The sequence below is a fragment of the Streptomyces sp. NPDC031379 genome (assembly GCF_055569615.1).
In genome coordinates this window covers 197511-217458 of record NZ_JBVIIT010000014.1, presented here as the reverse complement: position 1 = coordinate 217458, position 19948 = coordinate 197511, and the positions used below count along the sequence as shown (strand labels likewise).

Here is a 19948-nt window from a genome sequence, read left to right as displayed (position 1 = left end):
GCCTCGCGCCGTCGGACGGCAACCACACGGTGCCGGAGGCGCCCCCTGGTCCAGGGGGCGCCTCCGGCGTTCCGGGCTGGGGGTGCGCCGGGGCCGCTTCCGCAGCACGCTGATGCCATGGGCAATCCGACGCACTATCCGCACATCGTGGTCCACGCGCCCGCTCTGGACGGCTCGCGGCGGGTCACCGAGGGGGACGTGACACTGGGGCTCGCGTCCCACCTGGACGACGTCGTGGAGATCCTTCGACTGGCCGATCTGGACCGGATCGAGGTGGAGGAGAGTGACCTGATCGAGTGGCAGGGCGGCGGCCCCGACGACTGGCCGGGACTGTCGGAGCACGAGCTGTAGCGGCCACCGGACGACAGCGGTCGTGGGCCGGGCGGCGCCACCTCGAAATCGACGCAACCTCAAATCAACCTCTGAACACGGTGACGGAGGCTTCAACCACCCCCGCGCCAGGGCACATTATCGGCACACGGGGCCCGCCGGCACGGGGGCGGCGGGCCCCGCTCGGGGGTGCCTCATGAGCCGTACGCCGTCGATTCCGCCGGACCCGCCGGACCCGTGCGCGGTCGCCCTGCTGCGGGGCGGCGGCCGCGCCGCCGTGACCGTCGCGGTGCTCGGCCTGCATCTGCGCGGCGCGGTCGAGGCCGGCCGGCCGGGCACGCTCCGCAAGACCGGGACGGGCAGTGCCGGGCCCTTCCGGCATCCGCTGGAGAAGGCGGTCCGTACCGGTCTCTACCGGCCCGCCGGACCGTGGGAGCTGCCCGACCGCGCGGTGGTGCGAAGGGCGCTCGCCCGGATGCGGGCCGAACTGGCGGCGGCGGGACTGCTGCGGGCGCTGCCGCCGGGCCGCACCCGTGCCGCCCGGCGGCTGCTGGCGGCGCTGCGCGAGCGCCATCCGCTCCCCGCCGGGCCCGACGGCCTGCCGGAGCAGGAGGTGCTGCTCGCCGTCGCGCTGTACGGCGAGCGGGCGCTGACCGCTCTCGCGCCGCGTTTCACCCGTGAGGCCGGGCTCACCGGCCGGGGCGCGCTCGCGGACGTGGGCCGCTTCCCGTTCGGCCGCGGCAACAGCCTCCGCGACATCACCGGTGACGAGGGCCTGGGCGGGGACTACGACGCGGGCCTGACCGGCTGGGACGGCGACGACGGCCACGGTGGGGGCCACGACCACGGCAGCCACGGCGGTCACGGCGGTCACGACCACGGCGGCGGGTACGGCGGCGGCCACGACTACGGCGGGGGATGCGGCGGCGGGTTCGGCTGAGGGCCGGCCGGTGCGCGGACACGGCGAAGGGGCGGTCCCTCCCACCGGGAGGGACCGCCCCTCGTTCGCCTCCGGCGGGTCAGACCTTCAGCGGCTTGATCGACGTCGGCGCGTGGCCGGGCTCGGTGGCCAGGTCCTCGAACTCGGAGATGTCGCTGATGTCCATGGTGCGGCTCATCGAGATGTTGGTGATCCGCTCCAGGATCGCCTCGACGACGACCGGCACCCGGTACTCGGCGGCCAGCTTCTTCGCCTGCTCGAAGGCCGCGCCCAGCTGGTCGGGCTCGGTCACCCGGATCGCCTTGCAGCCCAGGCCCTCGGCGACCTTGACGTGGTCCACGCCGTAGACGCCGATCTCCGGCGTGTTGATGTTCTCGAACTCCAGGTTGACCTGGAAGTTGATGTCCAGGCCGATCTGCGCCTGACGGATCAGGCCCAGGTAGGCGTTGTTCACCAGGACGTGGACGTAGGGGATCTTGTGCTGGGCGGCGACCGCCAGCTCCTCGATCATGAACTGGAAGTCGTAGTCACCGGAGAGCGCGACGACCGGGGAGTCCGGGTCGGCCTTGGCGACGCCGATCGCGGCCGGGACGGTCCAGCCGAGCGGGCCGGCCTGGCCGCAGTTGATCCAGTGGCGCGGCTTGTAGACGTGCAGCATCTGCGCGCCGGCGATCTGGGAGAGACCGATGGTCGTGACGTACCGGGTGTCCGGGCCGAATGCCTTGTTCATCTCCTCGTACACGCGCTGCGGCTTCATCGGCACGTTGTCGAAGTGCGTACGGCGCAGCAGGGTCGCCTTGCGCTCCTGGGTGGAGGCCACCCAGTCGGCGCGGTCGGGCAGCCTGCCCTCCGCCTTCAGCTCCTTCGCCACCTGGACGAACAGCTCCAGCGCGGCCTTGGCGTCGGAGACGACTCCGTAGTCCGGCGGGAAGATCTTGCCGATCTGGGTGGGCTCGATGTCGACGTGGACGAACGTGCGGCCCTGACGGTAGGTGTCGAGCTGGTAGCCGGTGTGACGGTTGGCCCAGCGGTTGCCGATGCCGAGGACGAAGTCCGACTCCAGGAAGTTGGCGTTGCCGTACCGGTGGGAGGTCTGGACGCCGACCATGCCGGCGTTCAGCTCGTGGTCGTCGGGCAGCGTGCCCCAGCCCATCAGGGTCGGGATGACCGGGGTCCCGGTCAGCTCGGCGAACTCCACCAGCAGGTCGCAGGCGTCGGCGCCGATGACGCCGCCGCCGGCGACGATGACGGGGCGCTCGGAGGCGAGCAGGTAGGAGATCGCCTTCTCGATCTGGGCGCGGGTCGCGGCGGGCTTGTAGACCGGCAGCGGCTCGTACGTCTGCGGGTCGAACTCGATCTCGGTGAGCTGGACGTCGATCGGCAGGTCGATCAGGACCGGACCGGGGCGGCCGGAGCGCATCAGGTGGAAGGCCTGCTGGAAGACGCCGGGGACCTGCGCGGCCTCCAGGACGGTCACCGCCATCTTGGTGACCGGCTTGGCGATCGAGGCGATGTCGACGGCCTGGAAGTCCTCCTTGTGGATCACGTGGGTGGGCGCCTGGCCCGTGATGCACAGGATCGGGATGGAGTCACCGATGGCCGAGTACAGGCCGGTGATCATGTCCGTGCCGGCCGGGCCGGAGGTACCGATGCAGACGCCGATGTTGCCCGGCTCGGTGCGGGTGTAGCCCTCGGCCATGTGCGAGGCACCCTCGACGTGGCGGGCGAGGGTGTGGTTGATGCCGCCGCCCTCCTTGAGGGCTTTGTAGAACGGGTTGATCGCCGCGCCCGGCACACCGAAGGCGTCGGTGACGCCCTCGCGCTTGAGGATCTCAACTGCCGCGCGGGCAGCGGTCATACGAGCCATCGAGTACTCCTGCTTCGGCTGTCGGATGCGTACTCCCGTCGCGCCCCGCGGTGAGCACAGTCTCCAGATTGTCAAACTTCCGCATTACGGAACTTAACTTCTACTATCTGGAATCAATGTAGGGGGGCGGGCGAACGCCGTCAAGAGAGGCAGAAGGCTCGCCGGGACAGGACCGGGACGCGGCAAGCGCCGGACAAGGGGGGTGCGGCAGGAGGACGATGGGGGTCGCTGTCCTGAGACGACTGTTGCGACGCGACGCCTTGGAGTGGGCCATGCCCGAGAGCGTGCCGGTGCGCTGTCCGGCCTGTCGGCGGGAGCACCTCTACACCGCGCCGGCATATCCGTGCGCCTGCGGGGCGCCCACCGCCCCGTGCCCGGATCCGGCCGCCGAGCCGGTCGTGGCGGCACACCGCGCCTGGGACGACGAGTGGCTCACCGTGCCGTGCGCCGTCTGCGGGCGCCGCAACCAGTGGCCGCACCCGGAGCTGGGCTGCCCGTGCGGCACGGTGCTGCGCGTCCCGGTCGCGGCACCGCCGGAGGTCCGGGGAGCAGGGCAGGACCCGGCACCGCCGCAGGGGCGGGCACCGGCGGAGGGGGAGGCCCGAGCGCGGACGGGGGCGGCGGAGCCCGCTCCGGCCGGGGCGGCCGCTCGCCGCCCCGCCTTCCAGCCCCGCACCATACGGACCGCGCGCGACGCCGTCACGGCCGCCGCGCTCTATCTGCGCTGGCTCGGCTACCGGGACATCCGCCGCGCCGACCAGCGGCCGGCGCACGGCATCGGGCTCGCCGCCCGCGGGCTGCTCGCCCAGGTGGACCCGACCGTACGGCCGGCCGCGCCGCGGGACGTGGAGTGCCTGTGGCTGACGGCGATGACGGAGTCCGCGGACTGCGTGTACTTCTCCCTCGCCGGGTACACCGACGAGGCCCGCACCGGCGCCGCCGCGCTGGCGGTCCCGCTGTTCGTCCTGGACCTCGCGGGTGTTCCGCAGCCGGCGAACGACCCGGCCGACGCGCTGAACGCCGAAGGCGCGCCGGAGCCGGGGACGAGGACGCGGGACGGGCGGGTCTGACCGCCCCGCGCGGGCGGCCGTGCCGACGGGTCCCGGGCCGAGTGCGCCGCCGACGGCGCGCTCGCCTGCCCGGGACCCGCCGTCGAGCATTCACCGGATGCTCGATTCCCGTCGTTTCACACCTGGTACTTCTCCCGCAGTTCGACCTTGCGCACCTTCCCGGACACCGTCATCGGGAAGGAGTCGAGGATCTGGAGCCTGCTGGGGATCTTGTAGTGCGCGAGCCGGCCGTGGCAGAAGGCGCGCAGGTCCTCCAGGGTGAGCGGGTCGGCCTCGTCGCGCGGGATGACGCAGGCCAGGACCTCCTCGCCGTACGCCTCGTGCGGCACCCCGACGACCTGGACGTCCCTGATCTTCGGGTGAGCGTAGAGGAACTCCTCGATCTCGCGCGGGTAGACGTTCTCGCCACCCCGGATGATCATGTCCTTGATCCGGCCGACGATCTCGACGTACCCGTCCTCGCGCATCACCGCCAGGTCCCCGGTGTGCATCCAGCGGCCCGCGTCGACGGCCTCGGCGGTCTTCTCCGGCTCGTTCCAGTAGCCGAGCATCACGCTGTAGCCGCGGGTGCACAGCTCGCCCGCGCTGCCTCGCGGCCGGGTCACCCCGGTGGCCGGGTCGACGACCTTGACCTCCAGGTGCGGCAGGACGCGGCCGACGGTGGCGGTGCGGTGCTCCAGGTCGTCCTCGATCCGCGTCTGCAGGGACACCGGTGACGTCTCCGTCATGCCGTAGCAGATGGAGACCTCCTCCATGTGCATCTCGGCGACCACCCGTTTCATCACCTCCACCGGGCAGGGCGAGCCCGCCATGATGCCGGTGCGCAGCGTGGAGAGGTCGTAGGAGGCGAAGTCGGGGAGGTTCAGCTCGGCGATGAACATCGTCGGGACGCCGTACAGGGACGTACAGCGCTCCTGCTGGACGGCCTCCAGGGTGGCCTTCGGCTCGAAGGAGGGGGCCGGGATGACCATGCAGGCGCCGTGCGAGGTGGCTGCGAGGTTGCCCATCACCATGCCGAAGCAGTGGTAGAAGGGCACCGGGATGCAGATCCGGTCCTGCTCGGTGTAGCCGGTCAACTCGCCGACGAAGTAGCCGTTGTTGAGGATGTTGTGGTGGGAGAGGGTGGCCCCCTTGGGGAAGCCCGTCGTGCCCGAGGTGTACTGGATGTTGATGGGGTCGTCGCAGGACAGCGGCTCGTGCGGCACGTCGGGCGTCGCGCGCCCGAGCAGCGCCTCCCAGCTCGGGTCCCCGATGTACACGACCTCCCGCAACGCGGGGCAGCTGCCCCGCACCTGGTCGACCATCGCCCGGTAGTCGCTCGTCTTGTGGCTCAGGGAGGCGAAGAGCAGCGAGATCCCGGCCTGGCCGAGGACGTACTCGACCTCGTGGGTGCGGTAGGCCGGGTTGATGTTCACCATGATCGCGCCGATGCGGGCGGTGGCGTACTGGACCAGGACCCATTCCGGACAGTTGATCGCCCAGATGCCCACCCGGTCGCCCTTGGTGATCCCGCTCGCCAGCAGGGCGGACGCCAGCCGGTCGACGTCCGCGGCGAACCGGGCGTAGGTCCAGCGCCGCCCCGACGGCACGTCGACGAGCGCCTCGCGGTCCGGCCAGGCGGCGACGGCCCGGTCCAGGTTGGCGCCGATGGTGTCCCCGAGCAGGACGGTCTCGCCGGTCCCGTGCGTGTACGACAGTGCGGTCACCGGAAGTCCTCCTCGCGGTACTCGTCGGCCGAGCCCGCGGCCGTGGCCTCGCGCAGCTCGATCCGGCGGATCTTGCCGGAGACGGTCTTGGGCAGCGCGCCGAACTCCAGCCGGCGGATGCGCTTGTAGGGGGCGAGCACCTCACGGGAGTGCTCGAAGAGGGCCTTCGCCGTGCCGGGTCCGGGCTCCCAGCCCTCGGCGAGGACGACGTACGCCTTGGGCACGGCGAGCCGCAGCTCGTCCGGTGCGGGGACGACGGCCGCCTCCGCCACCGCCTCGTGCTCCAGCAGCGCGCTCTCCAGCTCGAAGGGGCTGATCTTGTAGTCGGAGGCCTTGAAGACGTCGTCGGCACGGCCGACGTAGGTCAGGTAGCCGTCCTCGTCGCGGGAGGCGATGTCGCCGGTGCGGTAGTAGCCGCCCGCCATGGCCTCGGCCGTGCGGTCGGGGTCGCCGTGGTAGCCGGTCATCAGGCCGACCGGGCGCTCGGTGAGGTCGAGGGCGATCTCCCCCTCGGTGGCGCCGGGCGCGCCGGAGACCGGGTCGAGGAGTTCGACGCGGTAGCCGGGGCTCGGGCGGCCCATCGAGCCGGTCTTCAGTTCCTGGCCGGGGCTGTTGGAGACCTGGACCGCCGTCTCGGTCTGCCCGAAGCCGTCCCGGATGGTCACGTCCCAGGCCCGCCGCACCTGTTCGATGACCTCGGGGTTGAGCGGCTCGCCCGCGGCCACGACCTCGCGGGGCGGGGTGGCGATCCGGCCGAGGTCGGCCTGGATGAGCATGCGCCACACGGTCGGCGGGGCGCAGAAGGTGGTGACCCGGGCCCGGTCCATCTCGGCCATCAGCCGGACCGCGTCGAAGCGGGTGTAGTTGTAGAGGAAGACGGTCGCCTCGGCGTTCCAGGGGGCGAACAGGTTGGACCAGGCGTGCTTGGCCCAGCCGGGCGAGGAGATGTTCAGGTGCACGTCACCGGGCCTGAGGCCGATCCAGTACATGGTGGCCAGGTGCCCGACGGGGTACGAGGTGTGGGTGTGCTCCACCAGTTTGGGGCGGGCGGTCGTGCCCGAGGTGAAGTAGAGCATCAGCGGGTCGTCGGCCAGCGTCGGGCCGTCGGGCAGGAACTCGGCGGGGGCGCTGTACGCGTCCTCGTACGGCTCCCAGCCCTCCTGCGGCAGTCCGCCGACGGAGATCCTCGTGTAGGCGCCGGGCACGCCCTCGAACTTCGCGGTGTCCTCGGCCCGCACGATCACGTGCTTGACCCGGCCCCGGTCGACGCGGTCGCGCAGGTCGGCGGGACCGAGCAGCGGGGTGGCCGGGATGACGACCGCGCGCAGCTTCATCGCGGCCAGCGCGGTCTCCCACAGCTCGGCCTGGTTGCCGAGCATGACGAGGATGCGGTCCTCGGCGGCGACGCCCCGGTCGCGCAGCCAGTGGGCGACCCGGTTCGACCGCTCGGCCATCTCGGCGAAGGACAGCCGGACCTCGGCGCCGTCCTCCTCGACGATGTGCAGGGCGGTCCGGTCGTTCCCCTCGGCGATCACGTCGAACCAGTCCAGCGCCCAGTTGAAGTGCTCGGGCCGCGGCCACGCGAACCCCTCGTAGGCGCCGGCGTAGTCCTCTCGGTGCTCCAGCAGGAAGTCCCGTGCACTGCGGAACAGCTCCGTGGCCGTCGTCATCTGTGTCCTCCCATGTTCCGGACCATTGCCGGGCGGCTCTCTGGCATCGTCTAATCCGTGATGCAGGTCTCACTACCCCCGAACGGGGGTGTGGGTGGCCGAAGGAGCGGACAAAGTGACGGCACAGGCGGCGGGAGCGGTGGAGATCGGCGGCGCGCTGGCCCGGCTGCGGCACACGACCGGGCTCCCGGTCGCCTTCGGCGGGCTGGTCGAGTCGGGCCGGCCGCAGATCCGCATCAGCGAGCTGAGCGGCACGGCCACGGCCGCCCTGCGCTCGCTCGCGGTGACCTCCGGCAACGGGCTCGGGGGCAAGGCGGTGGCGCTGACCCGCCCGTGCGCGGTGACGGACTACTCCAGTTCGCGGCAGATCAGCCACGAGTACGACGTGCCGGTGGCCGCCGAGGGCATCCGCTCGGTGCTCGCGGTGCCGGTCGTCGTACGGCGCCGGGTGCGCGGGGTGCTGTACGGCGCGCTGCGTTCGGCCCAGCCGCTCGGCGACCGCACGCTGGGCGCGGCGATGGCGGTGGCGCGGGACGTGGAGCAGGCGCTGGTGGTGCGGGACGAGGCGCGGGGGCTGCTGGCGGCGGCCCGGCCGGAGCCCGCCGCCGGAGAGCGGAGTGCCGCCCGGGAGCAGGTGCGCGAGGCGCACGCGGCGCTGCGGGCGCTGGCTCCGCGGATCGCCGACCCGTGTCTGCGGGCCGAGCTGCTCGCCGCGTGCGGGCTGCTGACCGCGCCGCGGCCGGCCGACGGCACGAGCCTGGCGCCGCGCGAACTGGACGTGCTCTCCTGGGTGGCGGCGGGTGCCACCAACGCGGCCGTGGCCGAGCGGCTGGGGCTGCGCCCGGAGACGGTCAAAGGCTATCTGCGCACGGCGATGCGGAAGCTGGGCGCGCACACCCGAGGGGAGGCGGTGACCGCGGCCCGCAGGGCGGGGCTGCTGCCCTAGCCGGCCGGACAGGGAAGCCGGTGAGGAAACCTGCCCATTCATGCGGCGATGCTTTGAATTTCCCTCTGCTTGACCGTTTGTTATTTCCCTCACCACGCCTTCCGTCCGAATTTCGAGGATCGTTGCCTAGAATTTGGCCCGGACACGACACACGAGGGGAGCGGTGACCGTGCGACGGGACTTCCAGGAGCCTGCCAGGTGCCGCCCCGACCTGGTCATCGGCCGCGAGGAGCTGTTCACGAGCGCCCGTGACCAACTCGCCTCGGGGGGCAGTGTGCTGCTCCACGGCCCCGCCGGAATAGGGAAATCCACCGTCCTGCGGGCATTGGCCGAGGAATACGCGGCCACCGCCCGCACCGTCTTGCGCTGCTCCGCCACCGAGTCCGAATCCCACCTGCCGTTCCTCGCCCTCGCCGACCTCCTCGGTCTGGTCCTCGACGACATCTCGCCCCGGCTGCCCGCCGCCCAGCGCACCGCCCTGGAGTCGGCGCTCACCGGCCGCGGCGAGTCCAGCCTCCAGCGCGACGGCCTCGCCCTGCGCCTCGCGGTGCTCTCCGCCCTGCGCGCCCTGGCCGCCCAGGGACCCGTCCTGCTCGTCGCCGACGATCTGCAGTGGCTGGACCCGGCCAGCGCCGAACTTCTCGGCTTCGCCGCCCGGCGACTGGAGGGCACCCCGGTGCAACTGCTGTGCGCGGTGCGGACGGAAGGCACCGAGAGCCAGGAGTACGACCGTCATCTGCGCGCCTGCCCGCCGGGCACGCTCGCCGTCCGGCTGGGCTCGCTCTCCCGCACCCAGGTCGCCCAGCTGCTCGACCACCGCGGCCACGGCGGCCTGCCCCGCTCCACGGTCCGCGAGATCCACCGCACCAGCGGCGGCAATCCGCTCTTCGCGCTGGAACTCGGCCGTGCCCTCGCCGAGAACCCCACCCCGCCCCGCCCGGGGGAGCCGCTGCCCGTGCCCACCTCGCTGCGCGCCCTGGTGCTCAGCCGCCTGGACATGCTGTCGGTGGAGGCCCGCCGCACCCTGCTGGTGGCCAGCGCCGGCGCCCGCCCCACCCCGGCGCTGCTGCACGCCGCCGGCCGGGAGCACGCCGAGGCGGAGTGCGCCCAGGCCGCCGAACTCGGGCTGCTGGCCACCGAGCCCGACGCCCCGGCCGTACGGTTCGCCCACCCGCTGATCTCCGCCGCGCTCTACGCGGAGGCCCCCGTCCACGAACGGCGGGCCGCGCACGCGGCCTTGTCGACCGCCGCCTCCGACCCGATCGAACGGGCCCGGCACCTGGCACTGGCCACCACCGGCACCGACCCGGAGGTCGCCGCCCGGCTCGCCGAGGCCGCCGCCCTCGCCCGCGACCGCGGGGCGCCCTCGGTCGCCGCCCACCTGGGGCTGCTCGCCGCCCGGCACACACCGGCCGACGGCACGCCCAGCCAGGAGGAACGCCGGCTGGGGGCCGCCGAGGACGCGATCACCGCCGGCGAGGTCGACCTGGCCCGGGACATCGCCCGGGAGGTGCTCACCCGGGCTGGTGTGCCCGCCGACCGGGTACGGGCCTGGATGATCGTCATCGACACCGCCGGCCACACCATGGCGGAGGTCGACGCCGCCTTCCCGCAGGCCCTCGCCGACGCCGGCGACGACCCCCGGCTGCTGGCCCTCGTCCACTACCAGCTGGCCTGGCGGGCGCTGATCGTGGAGGGCGACTTCACCGAGGCCCGCGAGGCCGCCGCGCACGCCGCAGAGCTGGCCGCGCGCGGCCAGGACCGGCGCACCGAACTGCTCTCCCTGGCCTTCCAGGCGCAGACCGAGACCCTGATGGGCCATCCGGAGGCGCCCCGCACCATCAAGCGCGCCCTGCGGGAACCCCAGGACCCGAGGGTGGCCTGGCACCACAACGGGGCGGGCAGCGCCCGGTTCCGCTGGCTGGTCATGGGCGACCAGCTGGCCGAGGCCCGGGCGACGGTCACCGCGCTGCTGCGCGAGGTGCGCCGGCGCGGCTCGGTGGAGAGCGAGGTGCACTTCCTGCGCGGGCTGGCCGAGACCGAACTGCGCGCCGGGCACTGCGGCCGGGCCCTGGAACTGGCCCGCGAGAGCCTGCGGCTCGCCCGGGACTCCGGGATCGGCGAGACCGCCTCGGCGATGCTCACCTCACTCGCGGAGGCCTCCGGCGGTGACGTGGACCGGGCGCTCGCCCTCGCGAGGGAGGCGGTGGAACACGCCGAGGAGGACGGCGACCAGATGTACCTCTCCCGGGCACTGGGCGCCCTCGGATACGCCCAACTGGTGGCCGGGGACCCGGCGGGCACGGTCCGCTCGCTGCGCCGGGTGCGCAGCCTGGAGCTGGGCCTCGGCATCACCGACCCGGCCCGCGGCCGGTGGCAGGGCGACCTCGCCGAGGCACTGGTCCGGATCGGTGAACCGGCCGAGGCACAGGACGTCATCGACGCGAGCCGCGAGCACGCGCTCCGGCTCGGCCGGGAGAGCGTCCTCGCCGTCCTCGACCGCGCCGAGGCCCTGGTGCGCGCCGCCCGGGGAGACCTGGAGGCCGCGGTCGGCCAGCTGACGTCCGCTCAGGACCGGCTCGCCAAGCTCGGCTACGGGCTGGAGGAGGCACGGGCCGCCTTCGCGCTGGCCCGGCTGCCGGGCCGGCGCCCCGGGCGAGCCCCTGGCGCGGGTGGCGCGGAGACGGCCCGGAAGAACACGGCCGCCTTCGACGAGGCCACCCGGATGTTCCGCCGCTGCCGGGCGCTGCCCTGGCTGCGCCAAGTGGACGAAGCCCGCACCACCCCCGAGCCGGAACCCGCGCTCGCCGTGCCGGACGCCCCGGACGCGCTGGACGCCCTCGCCGCGATGGAGCGTCAGGTCGCCGCGCTCGTCATGGAGGGCGCCACCAACCGGGAGATCGCGGCCCGGCTGTTCATCAGCGTGAAGACGGTGGAGGCGACCCTGACCCGGGTCTACCGCAAGCTGGGGATCCGATCGCGCGTCGACATCGTCCGATTGGCGGCAGGTCGCCGCGCGCCCTGAGCGGCGATCTTGTTAACTGAACCGGACCGAGGGTTTTCCCTCACCCAACCCCCTAGGGGGTTCCCTCATTGGGAGCCGAGGGTCCGGGTCCTAGCGTAAAGGGCGTGCCGCTCGCCCGGGCACACGGGGGTCGGTCCCGCGACCCCCGTGAACAACCCCACACCCGCGCGACCCCCCACCGGTGCAACCCCCACTGAGGAGACTCATGTTCGGGCCCAGACGTGCCAGAAAGACCGCCGCGACCCTGGTGGCCACCGCCGCCGCCGCGGCGACCGCGCTGCTCGCCTCCCCCACGGCGAGCGCCGCCCCCCAGCCCATCGTCGGCGGTACGACCACCACGACGACCGCTTACCCGTTCATGATGCAGATCACGGACGCGTCCGGCAGCCAGTTCTGCGGCGGCACCCTGGTCGCCGCCAAGAAGGTGGTGACGGCCGCGCACTGCATGGTCGGCGAGACGCCCAGCAGCGTCCGGGTGGTCGGCGGCCGGACCTATCTGAACGGCACCAACGGCACGGTCAGCAAGGTCAGCAAGATCTGGGTCAACCCGGACTACACGGATGCCACGAACGGCGACGACGTGGCCGTGCTGACCCTGTCGACGGCGATGCCGTACACGACGGCGAAGTACGTCTCCTCCTCCCAGACGGGCGTGTACGCGGCCGGCACCACGGCCCGCATCCTCGGCTGGGGCACCACCTCGGAGAACGGCAGCTCCTCCAACCAGCTGCGGACCGCGACCGTACCGGTCGTGTCCGACTCCAGCTGCCGTTCCTCCTACGGATCGGACTTCGTCCAGTCCGACATGGTGTGCGCCGGATACACCTCCGGCGGCGTAGACACCTGCCAGGGCGACAGCGGCGGTCCCCTGCTCATCGGGGGCGTCCTGGCAGGGATCACTTCTTGGGGCGAGGGGTGCGCGGAGGCGGGTTACCCGGGTGTGTACACCCGGCTGACCACCTTCTCGAACCTGGTGACCACGCAGGTCAACTCGTGACCCGGAAGACTTCCCGAGCACCCCTCGGGTAGCAGCCAGGGGGGCGTTGCGAGCCACCACGAGCGGCCCGCAACGCCTCCCTATCCACGTCCACCCCCGTGGGGCGCGGCGGCTACGTGTCGGCGGCTACTTGTCGGCGGTGAGCTTCCCGGCCGCGCCCCAGCTGTCGGCCGGCACCTCGTGGATCCACACCTGCACGGTCTCCGCCGGGATCCGGTACGCGTCGACGAAGGCGTCGGTGACCCGCTTGACGAGGTCCCGCTTGAGTTCGGCGTCGCGCGGGCCCTGCTGGATGGTGACGATCGGCATGACTGGACTCCCTTGTACGGGGCGGCGGTTGCCGCCTGATGTTCCGTCGGGTCCAGTCCATCGCCTGCCGCCCCCGCGACCAAGGAGCAGTGCGCGACCGCAGCGATCAGTGATCGCGATCGTCGCAGGCCAGCAGCAGGGTGTCCAGATACGGGGCCGGGTCGGCGGCGGGTACGGCCAGGCCGGTGGCGAGGGCGAGGCCGGGCGCGCGGAACGGCACGAACGCCACCCGTGGCGTGTGCAGCACGCGCGCGTGGGAGGCGTAGACGACCGTCCACAGCGGCCGGGCGCCGATGGTGGCGAGGGTGTCGTGCAGGGAGCCGCCGGCCGGTCCCGGAACCGGCTCGAACCCCGCCGCGTGGCAGGCGCCGACCACCAGGTCGACCAGGGCGGGGTTGGCCCGGCGCGGGGTGAGGGCGAGGGGCAGCCCGGCCAGGTCCGCGAGGTCGATCTCGTCCCGGGCGGCGAGCGGGTGCCCGGCCGGGAGCGCGGCCACCAGCGGGTCCGGCCACAGGGGCAGCACCTTTACGCCGGGCGGGGGTTCGGCCGACCGGACGAACGCGGCGTCCAGCGTGCCCGCCGCCACCCGGGCCAGCCGTTCGCCGGCCGGCAGCGAGACCAGCTCCACCGGCACCTGCGGTGCCCGCTCGGCGAACGCGGCGAGCACCCGGTCCAGGTGCGCGCCGAGCCCGGTGCTGGTGCCGAGGCGCAGCCCGGCGGGTCCCGCCACGGCCGCCCGTGCCCTCTCGGCCGCCGCGAGCACCGCCCGCGCCTCGGGCAGCAGCCGCTCCCCCGCTCCGGTCAGCCGCACCCGGCGCGGCGAACGGTCGAACAGCGCGGCGCCCAGCTCCCGCTCCAGCCGCTGTATCTGCTGGCTGACCGCCGACTGCACGATGTGCAGCCGCTCGGCCGCGCGCCCGAAGTGCAACTCCTCGGCGACGGCGACGAAGTAGCTGAGCTGGCGGAGTTCCATGGCCCGACTGTAGACGGCGGCTTCGCGGGGGCTCACCGCCGTACGACGTCCGCGAACCGGATGTCGTACGCGGCGCCCGGGTGCATGACGCGCAGCACCCGCTCTCCCTCCGCGGTCACCTCTTCCCGCTGGGCCCTGGTCGGCTCGGCGAAGGTCTCGATGACGAGGGTGTCGCCGTCGAGCTTCCACAGACCGGCCAGGAAGCCGTCGACGAGCAGGGTGCGGTAGGCCTGGTTGCCCTGCCAGTGGCGGCCCCGGTACGCGGGCGGTACGACCCGGGTGCGGTCGGCGTGGGAGAGGAGGAGGTTGTCGAACTCGGGCAGGAAGCGGGGCGGGGCCGGGGTGTCCGGGTCGGGGCGCGGGGCGTCGGGCAGGTCGAAGAGTTCGGTTCCGCGGGGGTCCCGGAAGGTGACCAGTTCGGGGCGCAGCCGCTCGAAGGCGTCCCGGAGGCGGGTGAGTCCGGCCCAGGTCTGCATGTCCTGCACGGAGGCCGGGCCGAAGGCGGCGAGATAGCGCAGGACGACGGATTCCGGCGCCGGGGCCGGGCCGGCCGGGCGGCCCAGCCAGTGCTCGGCGGTGGTGAGGCAGACCTGGCCGCTCTCGCCCCACAGGCCGCGTGGGGTGACCTGGACGAGCGGGAGGGTGCAGCGGGCGGCGACGGCCAGGGCCCGCGGGTCGGCGTCCGGCCACTCGGCGCCGAGCGCCTGCCGCAACCGGGCCATGGTGTGCGGCTCGGCCTCGACCAGCTCACGGGCGAGTGCGGCCAGCCGGTCCAGGTCGACGCCGCCCAGCCCCTTGCGGAAGTGCGTCAGCTCCCGGTGACGGGCCGGCTGGACGAACGGGCGCAGGCCGAGGCAGTCGTCGGCGGTGTGGGTGTGCAGGGTGGAGCGCAGGGTGACGATCCGGGCGACCTCGCGGCCGGCCATGAGCGCGGACAGGTGCTCCGGCGTGAAGGCGTCCAGGCGGGCGGCGAGGGCGTAGTACGGCGGCGTGACGTTCTGCGCCTGGAGGCCGAGCAGGTGGCGTACGGCGTCCGGGGCGGACCGCGAGGAGCGGCGCAGCAGCAGCTGTCGCTCCAGCGTGGCACGGTTCAGGGCACGCGCGTCCAGGACGGGGGCGCTCGCCGTACTGCTCTTGTTCGCGCTGCTCTTCGTCATGCCCGCACGCTAACTCCGCTTGCGGACACCCTCTGTCCGCGACTCCCGCCGAGCCTCTCCCCCGTGTCGGGCACGGGTCCGGGATGTCGCGGATATCCTTCTCGTGCCCCGCTGAATGGTCACGCCCGCACGCAGGCTCGACGGAGAGGCAGGCGATGTCCGAGCGACAAGGCGGCAGGAACGGCGGCCGCAAGCCGGTCTGGCGCCGCGCCCCCACCCCGCCCCAGCCCCCCGCCGCGGCGGCCGCACCCGGTGCCGGTCCGGCGCGGCCCGCGGGACCCGCGGGCGTCGTCCGGGCGGCGCTGTACCGCGACGGCGTCCGCGTCTCCTCCCCCGCCACGCTCGCCGAGACCTACCGCGAGCTGCGCGAGCGGCCCCCGGGCATGGCCTGGATCGGCCTCGCCCGCCCCACCGGGGCCGAACTGCAGTCCCTGGCAGCCGAGTTCGGCCTGCACCCGCTCGCCGTCGAGGACGCGATGGAGGCGCACCAGCGGCCCAAGCTGGAGCGGTACGGCGACACGCTGTTCGTCGTCCTGCGCGCCGCCCGCTACCTGGACGCGCCGGAGGAGGTCGACTTCGGGGAGCTGCACGTGTTCGTGGGCCCGGACTTCGTCCTCACGGTCCGGCACGGCGCGGCGCCCGACCTCTCGGCGGTCCGCCGCCGTATGGAGGACTCCCCCGAGCTGCTGAGACTCGGCCCGGAGGCGGTCCTGTACGCGATTCTCGACGCGGTGGTGGACGGCTACGCCCCGGTGGTCTCCGGCGTACAGAACGACGTGGACGAGATCGAGACCGAGGTGTTCCGCGGCGACCCCGAGGTCTCCCGGCGCATCTACGAACTCTCCCGGGAGATGGTGGAGTTCCAGCGCGCCACCCGCCCGCTCGTCGGCATGCTGCACGGCCTGATGGCCGGCTTCGCCAAGTACGAGACCGACGAGGAACTCCAGCGCTACCTCCGTGACGTCGCCGACCACGTCACGCACATCAGCGAACGCGTCGACGGCTTCCGCCAGGCCCTCACCGAGATCCTCACGGTCAACGCGACCCTCGTCACCCAGCAGCAGAACGCGGAGATGCGTGCACTGGCGGAGGCGGGTTTCGAACAGAACGAGGAGGTCAAGAAGATCTCGTCGTGGGCGGCGATCCTCTTCGCCCCCACGCTCGTCGGCACCATCTACGGCATGAACTTCACGCACATGCCGGAACTGAGCTGGATCTTCGGCTATCCCTTCGCGATCGGCTTGATGGGGGTTGTTTGCATCAGTTTGTACGTGATTTTCAAGCGGCGGGACTGGCTCTGAGTCCCTGGGGAGAAGTGATGCGAAGGATCTCGTCCACCTGCCTCAGTTAAGCCTCTGACCAGGTCTTTCACCCTCCTGAAGGCGCTGGGGAGAATCCGTGGAGAATCGGCTGACGACACAGGTCCTGCGCCTGCGACTTCGCCCCCGCCCCGTTCCCCCCAGCATCTCGCCGGCCGACCTTGCTGCACCCGCAACGGACAACAGACAGTGACATTGGCTCCATGAATGGAGCCACAAGCCCCCGCCCCTGTGCGGCCTCCCGATACCGGCGCCAAGCCGCCCGTCACCCTCCAGCGCGAAGGCAGTCGACGTCAGCATGTGCAGGAACGGCCTCCGACGGCGCGTACAAGGTCGAGTGCGTAAGCGGTCGGCAGCGTGCGTCCTGCTCGCTCACGACCCGCACCGCTTCGGCGGCCGTCATAATGGGGGCATGGCCTCCCACCCGCAGCACACCGCACCCGGGCCGAGGAACCTCTCCGGTGCAGACGCCGAGGACCTCGCGCTGTACCGGGAAAAGTTCCGGCGCCGTCTACCGGAGTCGCTGGACGAGTTGCATGGGCCGACCCGCGGTGTCGTGGAGCTGCCACTGCACCTGGCCTGGTCCGGGATGACCTCGTACGACCTGAGCAAACCTCGCCAGCGCATGGGCCTGTACCGCACCGTCCTACACGAGGGCCTGCGCGACGACCTGCCCCGCTACCTCAACCAGGACCTGCTCCTCCAGCTGTGGCCAGTGCTGCGCACCCTCATCGGTCGCACCGTGCGCACCGTGTGGGAGGACGCCTTCCCCCAGCCCGCCTCCCGTACCCGGGCAGCCGCGTGACGGACATGCCGGAGCTGCACACGCGGCTCCTGGCGGACGTGATCGCCCTCGGCTCGCCGTATCCCTTGGTCCTCACCGGCGGGTAGGCCGTGAGGGCGCACCGCCTCGTGAACCGCCCCAGCCAGGACCTCGATGTCGCCACCGAGAACCCGGCGCCCATGGCCGACATCGCGGCCGCACTCTGTAGCGGTCTAGCGGCCCGGGGCTGGAAGGTGCAGGCGCTGGAGACGGCCCCGCTGTCCGCTCGCTTCACCGTGACCGACCCGGCCACCGGGCAGGAGTGCGAAGTCGACATCCTCAAAGAGATCTTCTGGCGGCCCATCGCCCAGAGCCCGTACGGGCCTGTCCTGGCGGCGGAGGACGTGATCGGGACCAAGGTTCGCGCCCTCGCCGACCGCGGAGCGCCCCGCGACCTGATCGACGTGTTCGCTGCCTCCCGCCGCTGGACGAACGCCGAGCTCGAGGAGTTCGGCCGCCGCCACGCCCGCGGCCGCTTCGAGCGCGAGGACCTCCAGGCAAACCTCACTGGCGCCGAGTGGACCGACGACGAAGCCTTCGCCGTCTACGGCCTCGACGATGCCACCATCATCGCTCTCCGCACCTGGGCCACGGAGTGGGCCGACGACCTCGCGGCCCGCCTCCTCGAAGAGTACGACGACCCGGACATCGACTGATCACACCCAGGCGAGACCGCATCTGGCCAGGTGTCCACGAGACCGACCAGAGTCAGGTCTCCGTCACACGGCCCCGGGCACGCAAACGGACTACTAAGCCTGACAGCTCGCCGCCGTTGTCACCTGTCGTGTCGACCTTTAGTGAGCCGCGCATAGTCCTGGTCTACGAACTACGCGTTGTCGGAGGACGGGAGGCCCGACTGGATGCCGTCGGCAACCACGGCAGAAGGAGACGCCGCCTACCCGCCCACCACGGTACATGCGGGAGACTCCTTCAGATGATCGCGTACAGCCGCGGTGAACGCGTCGCGCTCCTCATAGAACCCGGTGCGTCGCATTAGCCACTGTTCCTCGACGGTCAGCAACTCCCAGCAGACCGGAGAACGGGCTACAGCCAGCAACTGTGTGAGCTCGGGGTCCGTTAGCGCACCACTCTCCTTAACCAGATACTCCAGAAATTCAAGATCATCAGGACGCCGGTCCTCCTCGCGATCTCCCCATCCTTCGAGCAGCTCGTACGCCACCCACGCGGAGCCGTGAGCGTCCGACTGACAATGCTCAGCATTCCCTGGACACCACCCGTCCAGGTAGACAGCTTCAAGAAGATCTCGTCGTGGGCGGCGATCCTTCAAGCGGCGGGACTGGCTCTAGGACGACCGCCGGACCCGGCCGTGCGCGGGGCCGCTTCGAAGGGCGATCTTGTCCGGGCGAGCGGAGAATGAGCGTGGGCGAGGACCGGATGTGCGGAGGTCGAGGGGCATGTCGCGGCCTGGCCGGGACGACGACCCGGGCGCCCCGGCCGGTGAGCTGCCGAGCGGCTCGGCCGCGGTGGTCGTCGAGCGGACCGCGGACGCCCAGCCCGGCGGCGCACAGGGCGAGATGGCGTCGGTGCGGGAGATCGCGGCACGGCTGAGGACCGCCTTCCCGTCCCTCGACGCCGCCACGGCCGAGGCGGTGGTCAGCGGTGCCTTCGAGTCGTTCCACGGAGCCGGCGTCCGGGTCCACGTCCCGATCCTGGTCGAGCGCCGGGTTCGCGGGGCCTTCGGGGCCGCGGCCCGTGCGGGTGGAGCGGACCCGCACGGGCCGCCCGGAACGGAAAGGGGCTGACAGGTGGTGTCGGACGAGCGGGCCGCACGCATCGCGGACTTCATCGAGCCGCTTCGGGTGGCCCCCGGTACGAAGGTCGATCTCGGCCGGGGCTTCGATCCGCGGTACAAGGCGGGGCTGAGCAAGCGGAACGCGGTCGAGCTGCTGCACTCGGGGGTGGCCCTGCTCTCCGAGTACCAGGAACGGCTGGCCGCCCAGGACACCTACGGTGTGCTGCTGTGTCTCCAGGCGCTCGACGCCGGGGGCAAGGACGGAACGATCCGGCATGTGATGAGCGGCGTCAATCCGCAAGGGGTCCGGGTGAGCAGCTTCAAGGTGCCCTCGGCCGAGGAGCTGGACCACGACTACCTGTGGCGCTACGCCCGCCGGCTCCCCGCGCGCGGCGAGATCGCCATCTTCAACCGCTCCCACTACGAGGAGGTCCTGGTCGTCCGCGTGCACCCCGAGAACCTGGTCCGGCAGAAGCTGCCGGACCGGGCGCGCGACCCGGGCGTGTGGGAGCGGCGCTACCGCGAGATCAACGACTGGGAGCGCTACCTGACGGACAACGGGTTCAGGGTGGTGAAGGTCTTCCTGAACCTGTCGAAGGAGGAGCAGCGCACCCGCTTCCTGAAGCGGATCGACCTGCCGGAGAAGAACTGGAAGTTCTCCGCGGCCGACGTCCGCGAGCGCCGTCACTGGGACGCCTACCAGGAGGCGTTCTCCGAGATGCTCGGGGCCACCAGTACGGCCTGGGCGCCCTGGTACGTCGTGCCGGCGGACCGCAAATGGTTCGCGCGGATCTGCACGGCGGCGGTGCTCGCCCACACCCTGATGGACATCGACCCCCGCTACCCCGAGGTGAGCGAGGAGGCACGCGGCGACCTGCAGGCCGCCCGGCGGGAGCTGGAGCAGGAGGCGCCGCCCCATGCCGCGGCCGATCCGTACGCGGCCACGCACGCGCCGGCGAAGGACGGCCGCGAGGCCGGGCCGGGGCGGCCGAAGAACGGGAAGCGGGGCGGGAAACGGGGCGGTGGGGGGAGCGGCCGGAGCTGACGGACCGGGAAGCGACCG

Annotated in this window: 17 protein-coding genes and 1 pseudogene; 11 read left to right on the top strand and 7 right to left on the bottom strand. The window is 72.4% G+C overall.

Features of this window, described 5'->3' with window-relative positions; genetic code table 11:
• The first annotated feature begins 117 nt into the window (after window positions 1-117).
• The gene (locus ACZ5CW_RS21815; RefSeq protein ID WP_468603759.1) at window positions 118-351 is read left to right on the top strand and encodes a hypothetical protein; all 234 of its coding nucleotides are present in this window, start codon (window positions 118-120) and stop codon (window positions 349-351) included.
• 175 nt (window positions 352-526) lie between these two features.
• Entirely contained in the window at window positions 527-1270 is a 744-nt protein-coding gene (locus ACZ5CW_RS21810; RefSeq protein WP_468603757.1) for a TIGR04222 domain-containing membrane protein, read from the top strand.
• Between the two features lie 79 nt (window positions 1271-1349).
• Here the strand turns inward: ACZ5CW_RS21810 and gcl are convergent, their stop codons facing one another.
• Window positions 1350-3137, bottom strand: a complete 1788-nt coding sequence (gene gcl, locus ACZ5CW_RS21805; protein ID WP_468603755.1) for a glyoxylate carboligase — start codon at window positions 3135-3137, stop codon at window positions 1350-1352.
• A gap of 272 nt (window positions 3138-3409) precedes the next feature.
• Here gcl and ACZ5CW_RS21800 point away from each other — a divergent pair, with 272 nt between their 5' ends.
• Complete coding sequence (locus ACZ5CW_RS21800; protein WP_468603753.1) at window positions 3410-4207, top strand: hypothetical protein; 798 nt, start codon at window positions 3410-3412, stop codon at window positions 4205-4207.
• 116 nt (window positions 4208-4323) lie between these two features.
• Here ACZ5CW_RS21800 and ACZ5CW_RS21795 read toward each other — a convergent pair whose 3' ends face one another.
• Together ACZ5CW_RS21795 and ACZ5CW_RS21790 are read right to left on the bottom strand one after the other, a co-directional pair.
• Window positions 4324-5913, bottom strand: coding sequence for an AMP-binding protein (locus ACZ5CW_RS21795; protein ID WP_468603751.1), 1590 nt, complete (start codon window positions 5911-5913; stop codon window positions 4324-4326).
• Window positions 5910-7583 (bottom strand): AMP-binding protein, encoded by a 1674-nt coding sequence (locus ACZ5CW_RS21790; protein WP_468603749.1) that lies wholly within the window; start codon window positions 7581-7583, stop codon window positions 5910-5912. Before ACZ5CW_RS21790 ends, ACZ5CW_RS21795 begins: the two co-directional genes overlap by 4 nt.
• Window positions 7584-7698: 115 nt before the next feature.
• Here ACZ5CW_RS21790 and ACZ5CW_RS21785 point away from each other — a divergent pair, with 115 nt between their 5' ends.
• The 3 genes from ACZ5CW_RS21785 (at window position 7699) to ACZ5CW_RS21775 (ending at window position 12551) form a co-directional block, all read left to right on the top strand.
• Complete coding sequence (locus tag ACZ5CW_RS21785) at window positions 7699-8529, top strand: helix-turn-helix transcriptional regulator (protein ID WP_468603747.1); 831 nt, start codon at window positions 7699-7701, stop codon at window positions 8527-8529.
• Window positions 8530-8692: 163 nt separating this feature from the next.
• Window positions 8693-11554, top strand: coding sequence for an ATP-binding protein (locus tag ACZ5CW_RS21780; protein ID WP_468603745.1), 2862 nt, complete (start codon window positions 8693-8695; stop codon window positions 11552-11554).
• Window positions 11555-11759: 205 nt separating this feature from the next.
• Window positions 11760-12551 carry a S1 family peptidase gene (locus ACZ5CW_RS21775; RefSeq protein ID WP_468603743.1) on the top strand — a complete coding sequence of 264 codons (792 nt, stop codon included), beginning with the start codon at window positions 11760-11762 and terminating at the stop codon, window positions 12549-12551.
• A gap of 126 nt (window positions 12552-12677) precedes the next feature.
• Here ACZ5CW_RS21775 and dmpI read toward each other — a convergent pair whose 3' ends face one another.
• The 3 genes from dmpI to ACZ5CW_RS21760 all read right to left on the bottom strand — a co-directional run bounded on the left by dmpI (window position 12678) and on the right by ACZ5CW_RS21760 (window position 14990).
• The gene (gene dmpI, locus ACZ5CW_RS21770) at window positions 12678-12860 is read right to left on the bottom strand and encodes a 4-oxalocrotonate tautomerase DmpI (RefSeq protein ID WP_468603741.1); all 183 of its coding nucleotides are present in this window, start codon (window positions 12858-12860) and stop codon (window positions 12678-12680) included.
• A 106-nt stretch (window positions 12861-12966) separates the two neighbouring features.
• Window positions 12967-13833, bottom strand: a complete 867-nt coding sequence (locus ACZ5CW_RS21765) for a LysR family transcriptional regulator (RefSeq protein WP_468603739.1) — start codon at window positions 13831-13833, stop codon at window positions 12967-12969.
• Between the two features lie 32 nt (window positions 13834-13865).
• Window positions 13866-14990, bottom strand: coding sequence for a winged helix DNA-binding domain-containing protein (locus ACZ5CW_RS21760; RefSeq protein WP_468603737.1), 1125 nt, complete (start codon window positions 14988-14990; stop codon window positions 13866-13868).
• A 155-nt stretch (window positions 14991-15145) separates the two neighbouring features.
• Here ACZ5CW_RS21760 and ACZ5CW_RS21755 point away from each other — a divergent pair, with 155 nt between their 5' ends.
• From ACZ5CW_RS21755 to ACZ5CW_RS21745, 3 genes and pseudogenes are all read left to right on the top strand, one after another.
• Entirely contained in the window at window positions 15146-16291 is a 1146-nt protein-coding gene (locus ACZ5CW_RS21755; RefSeq protein ID WP_468603735.1) for a magnesium and cobalt transport protein CorA, read from the top strand.
• Window positions 16292-16721: 430 nt separating this feature from the next.
• On the top strand, window positions 16722-17114 hold the full coding sequence (locus tag ACZ5CW_RS21750; protein ID WP_468603733.1) for a hypothetical protein: 393 nt from the start codon (window positions 16722-16724) through the stop codon (window positions 17112-17114).
• Window positions 17115-17119: 5 nt separating this feature from the next.
• Window positions 17120-17788: pseudogene (locus ACZ5CW_RS21745) on the top strand (nucleotidyl transferase AbiEii/AbiGii toxin family protein).
• A 239-nt stretch (window positions 17789-18027) separates the two neighbouring features.
• On the opposite strand, the gene ACZ5CW_RS21740 reads toward ACZ5CW_RS21745, so the two are convergent.
• A complete protein-coding gene (locus tag ACZ5CW_RS21740) occupies window positions 18028-18312 on the bottom strand; it encodes a hypothetical protein (protein ID WP_468603731.1) in 285 nt (94 codons plus the stop codon).
• A 235-nt stretch (window positions 18313-18547) separates the two neighbouring features.
• On the opposite strand from ACZ5CW_RS21740, the gene ACZ5CW_RS21735 reads away from it, so the two are divergent.
• On the top strand, window positions 18548-18895 hold the full coding sequence (locus tag ACZ5CW_RS21735) for a three-helix bundle dimerization domain-containing protein (protein ID WP_468603729.1): 348 nt from the start codon (window positions 18548-18550) through the stop codon (window positions 18893-18895).
• A gap of 6 nt (window positions 18896-18901) precedes the next feature.
• The gene (locus ACZ5CW_RS21730) at window positions 18902-19930 is read left to right on the top strand and encodes a polyphosphate kinase 2 family protein (RefSeq protein ID WP_468603808.1); all 1029 of its coding nucleotides are present in this window, start codon (window positions 18902-18904) and stop codon (window positions 19928-19930) included.
• Window positions 19931-19948 lie beyond the last annotated feature (18 nt).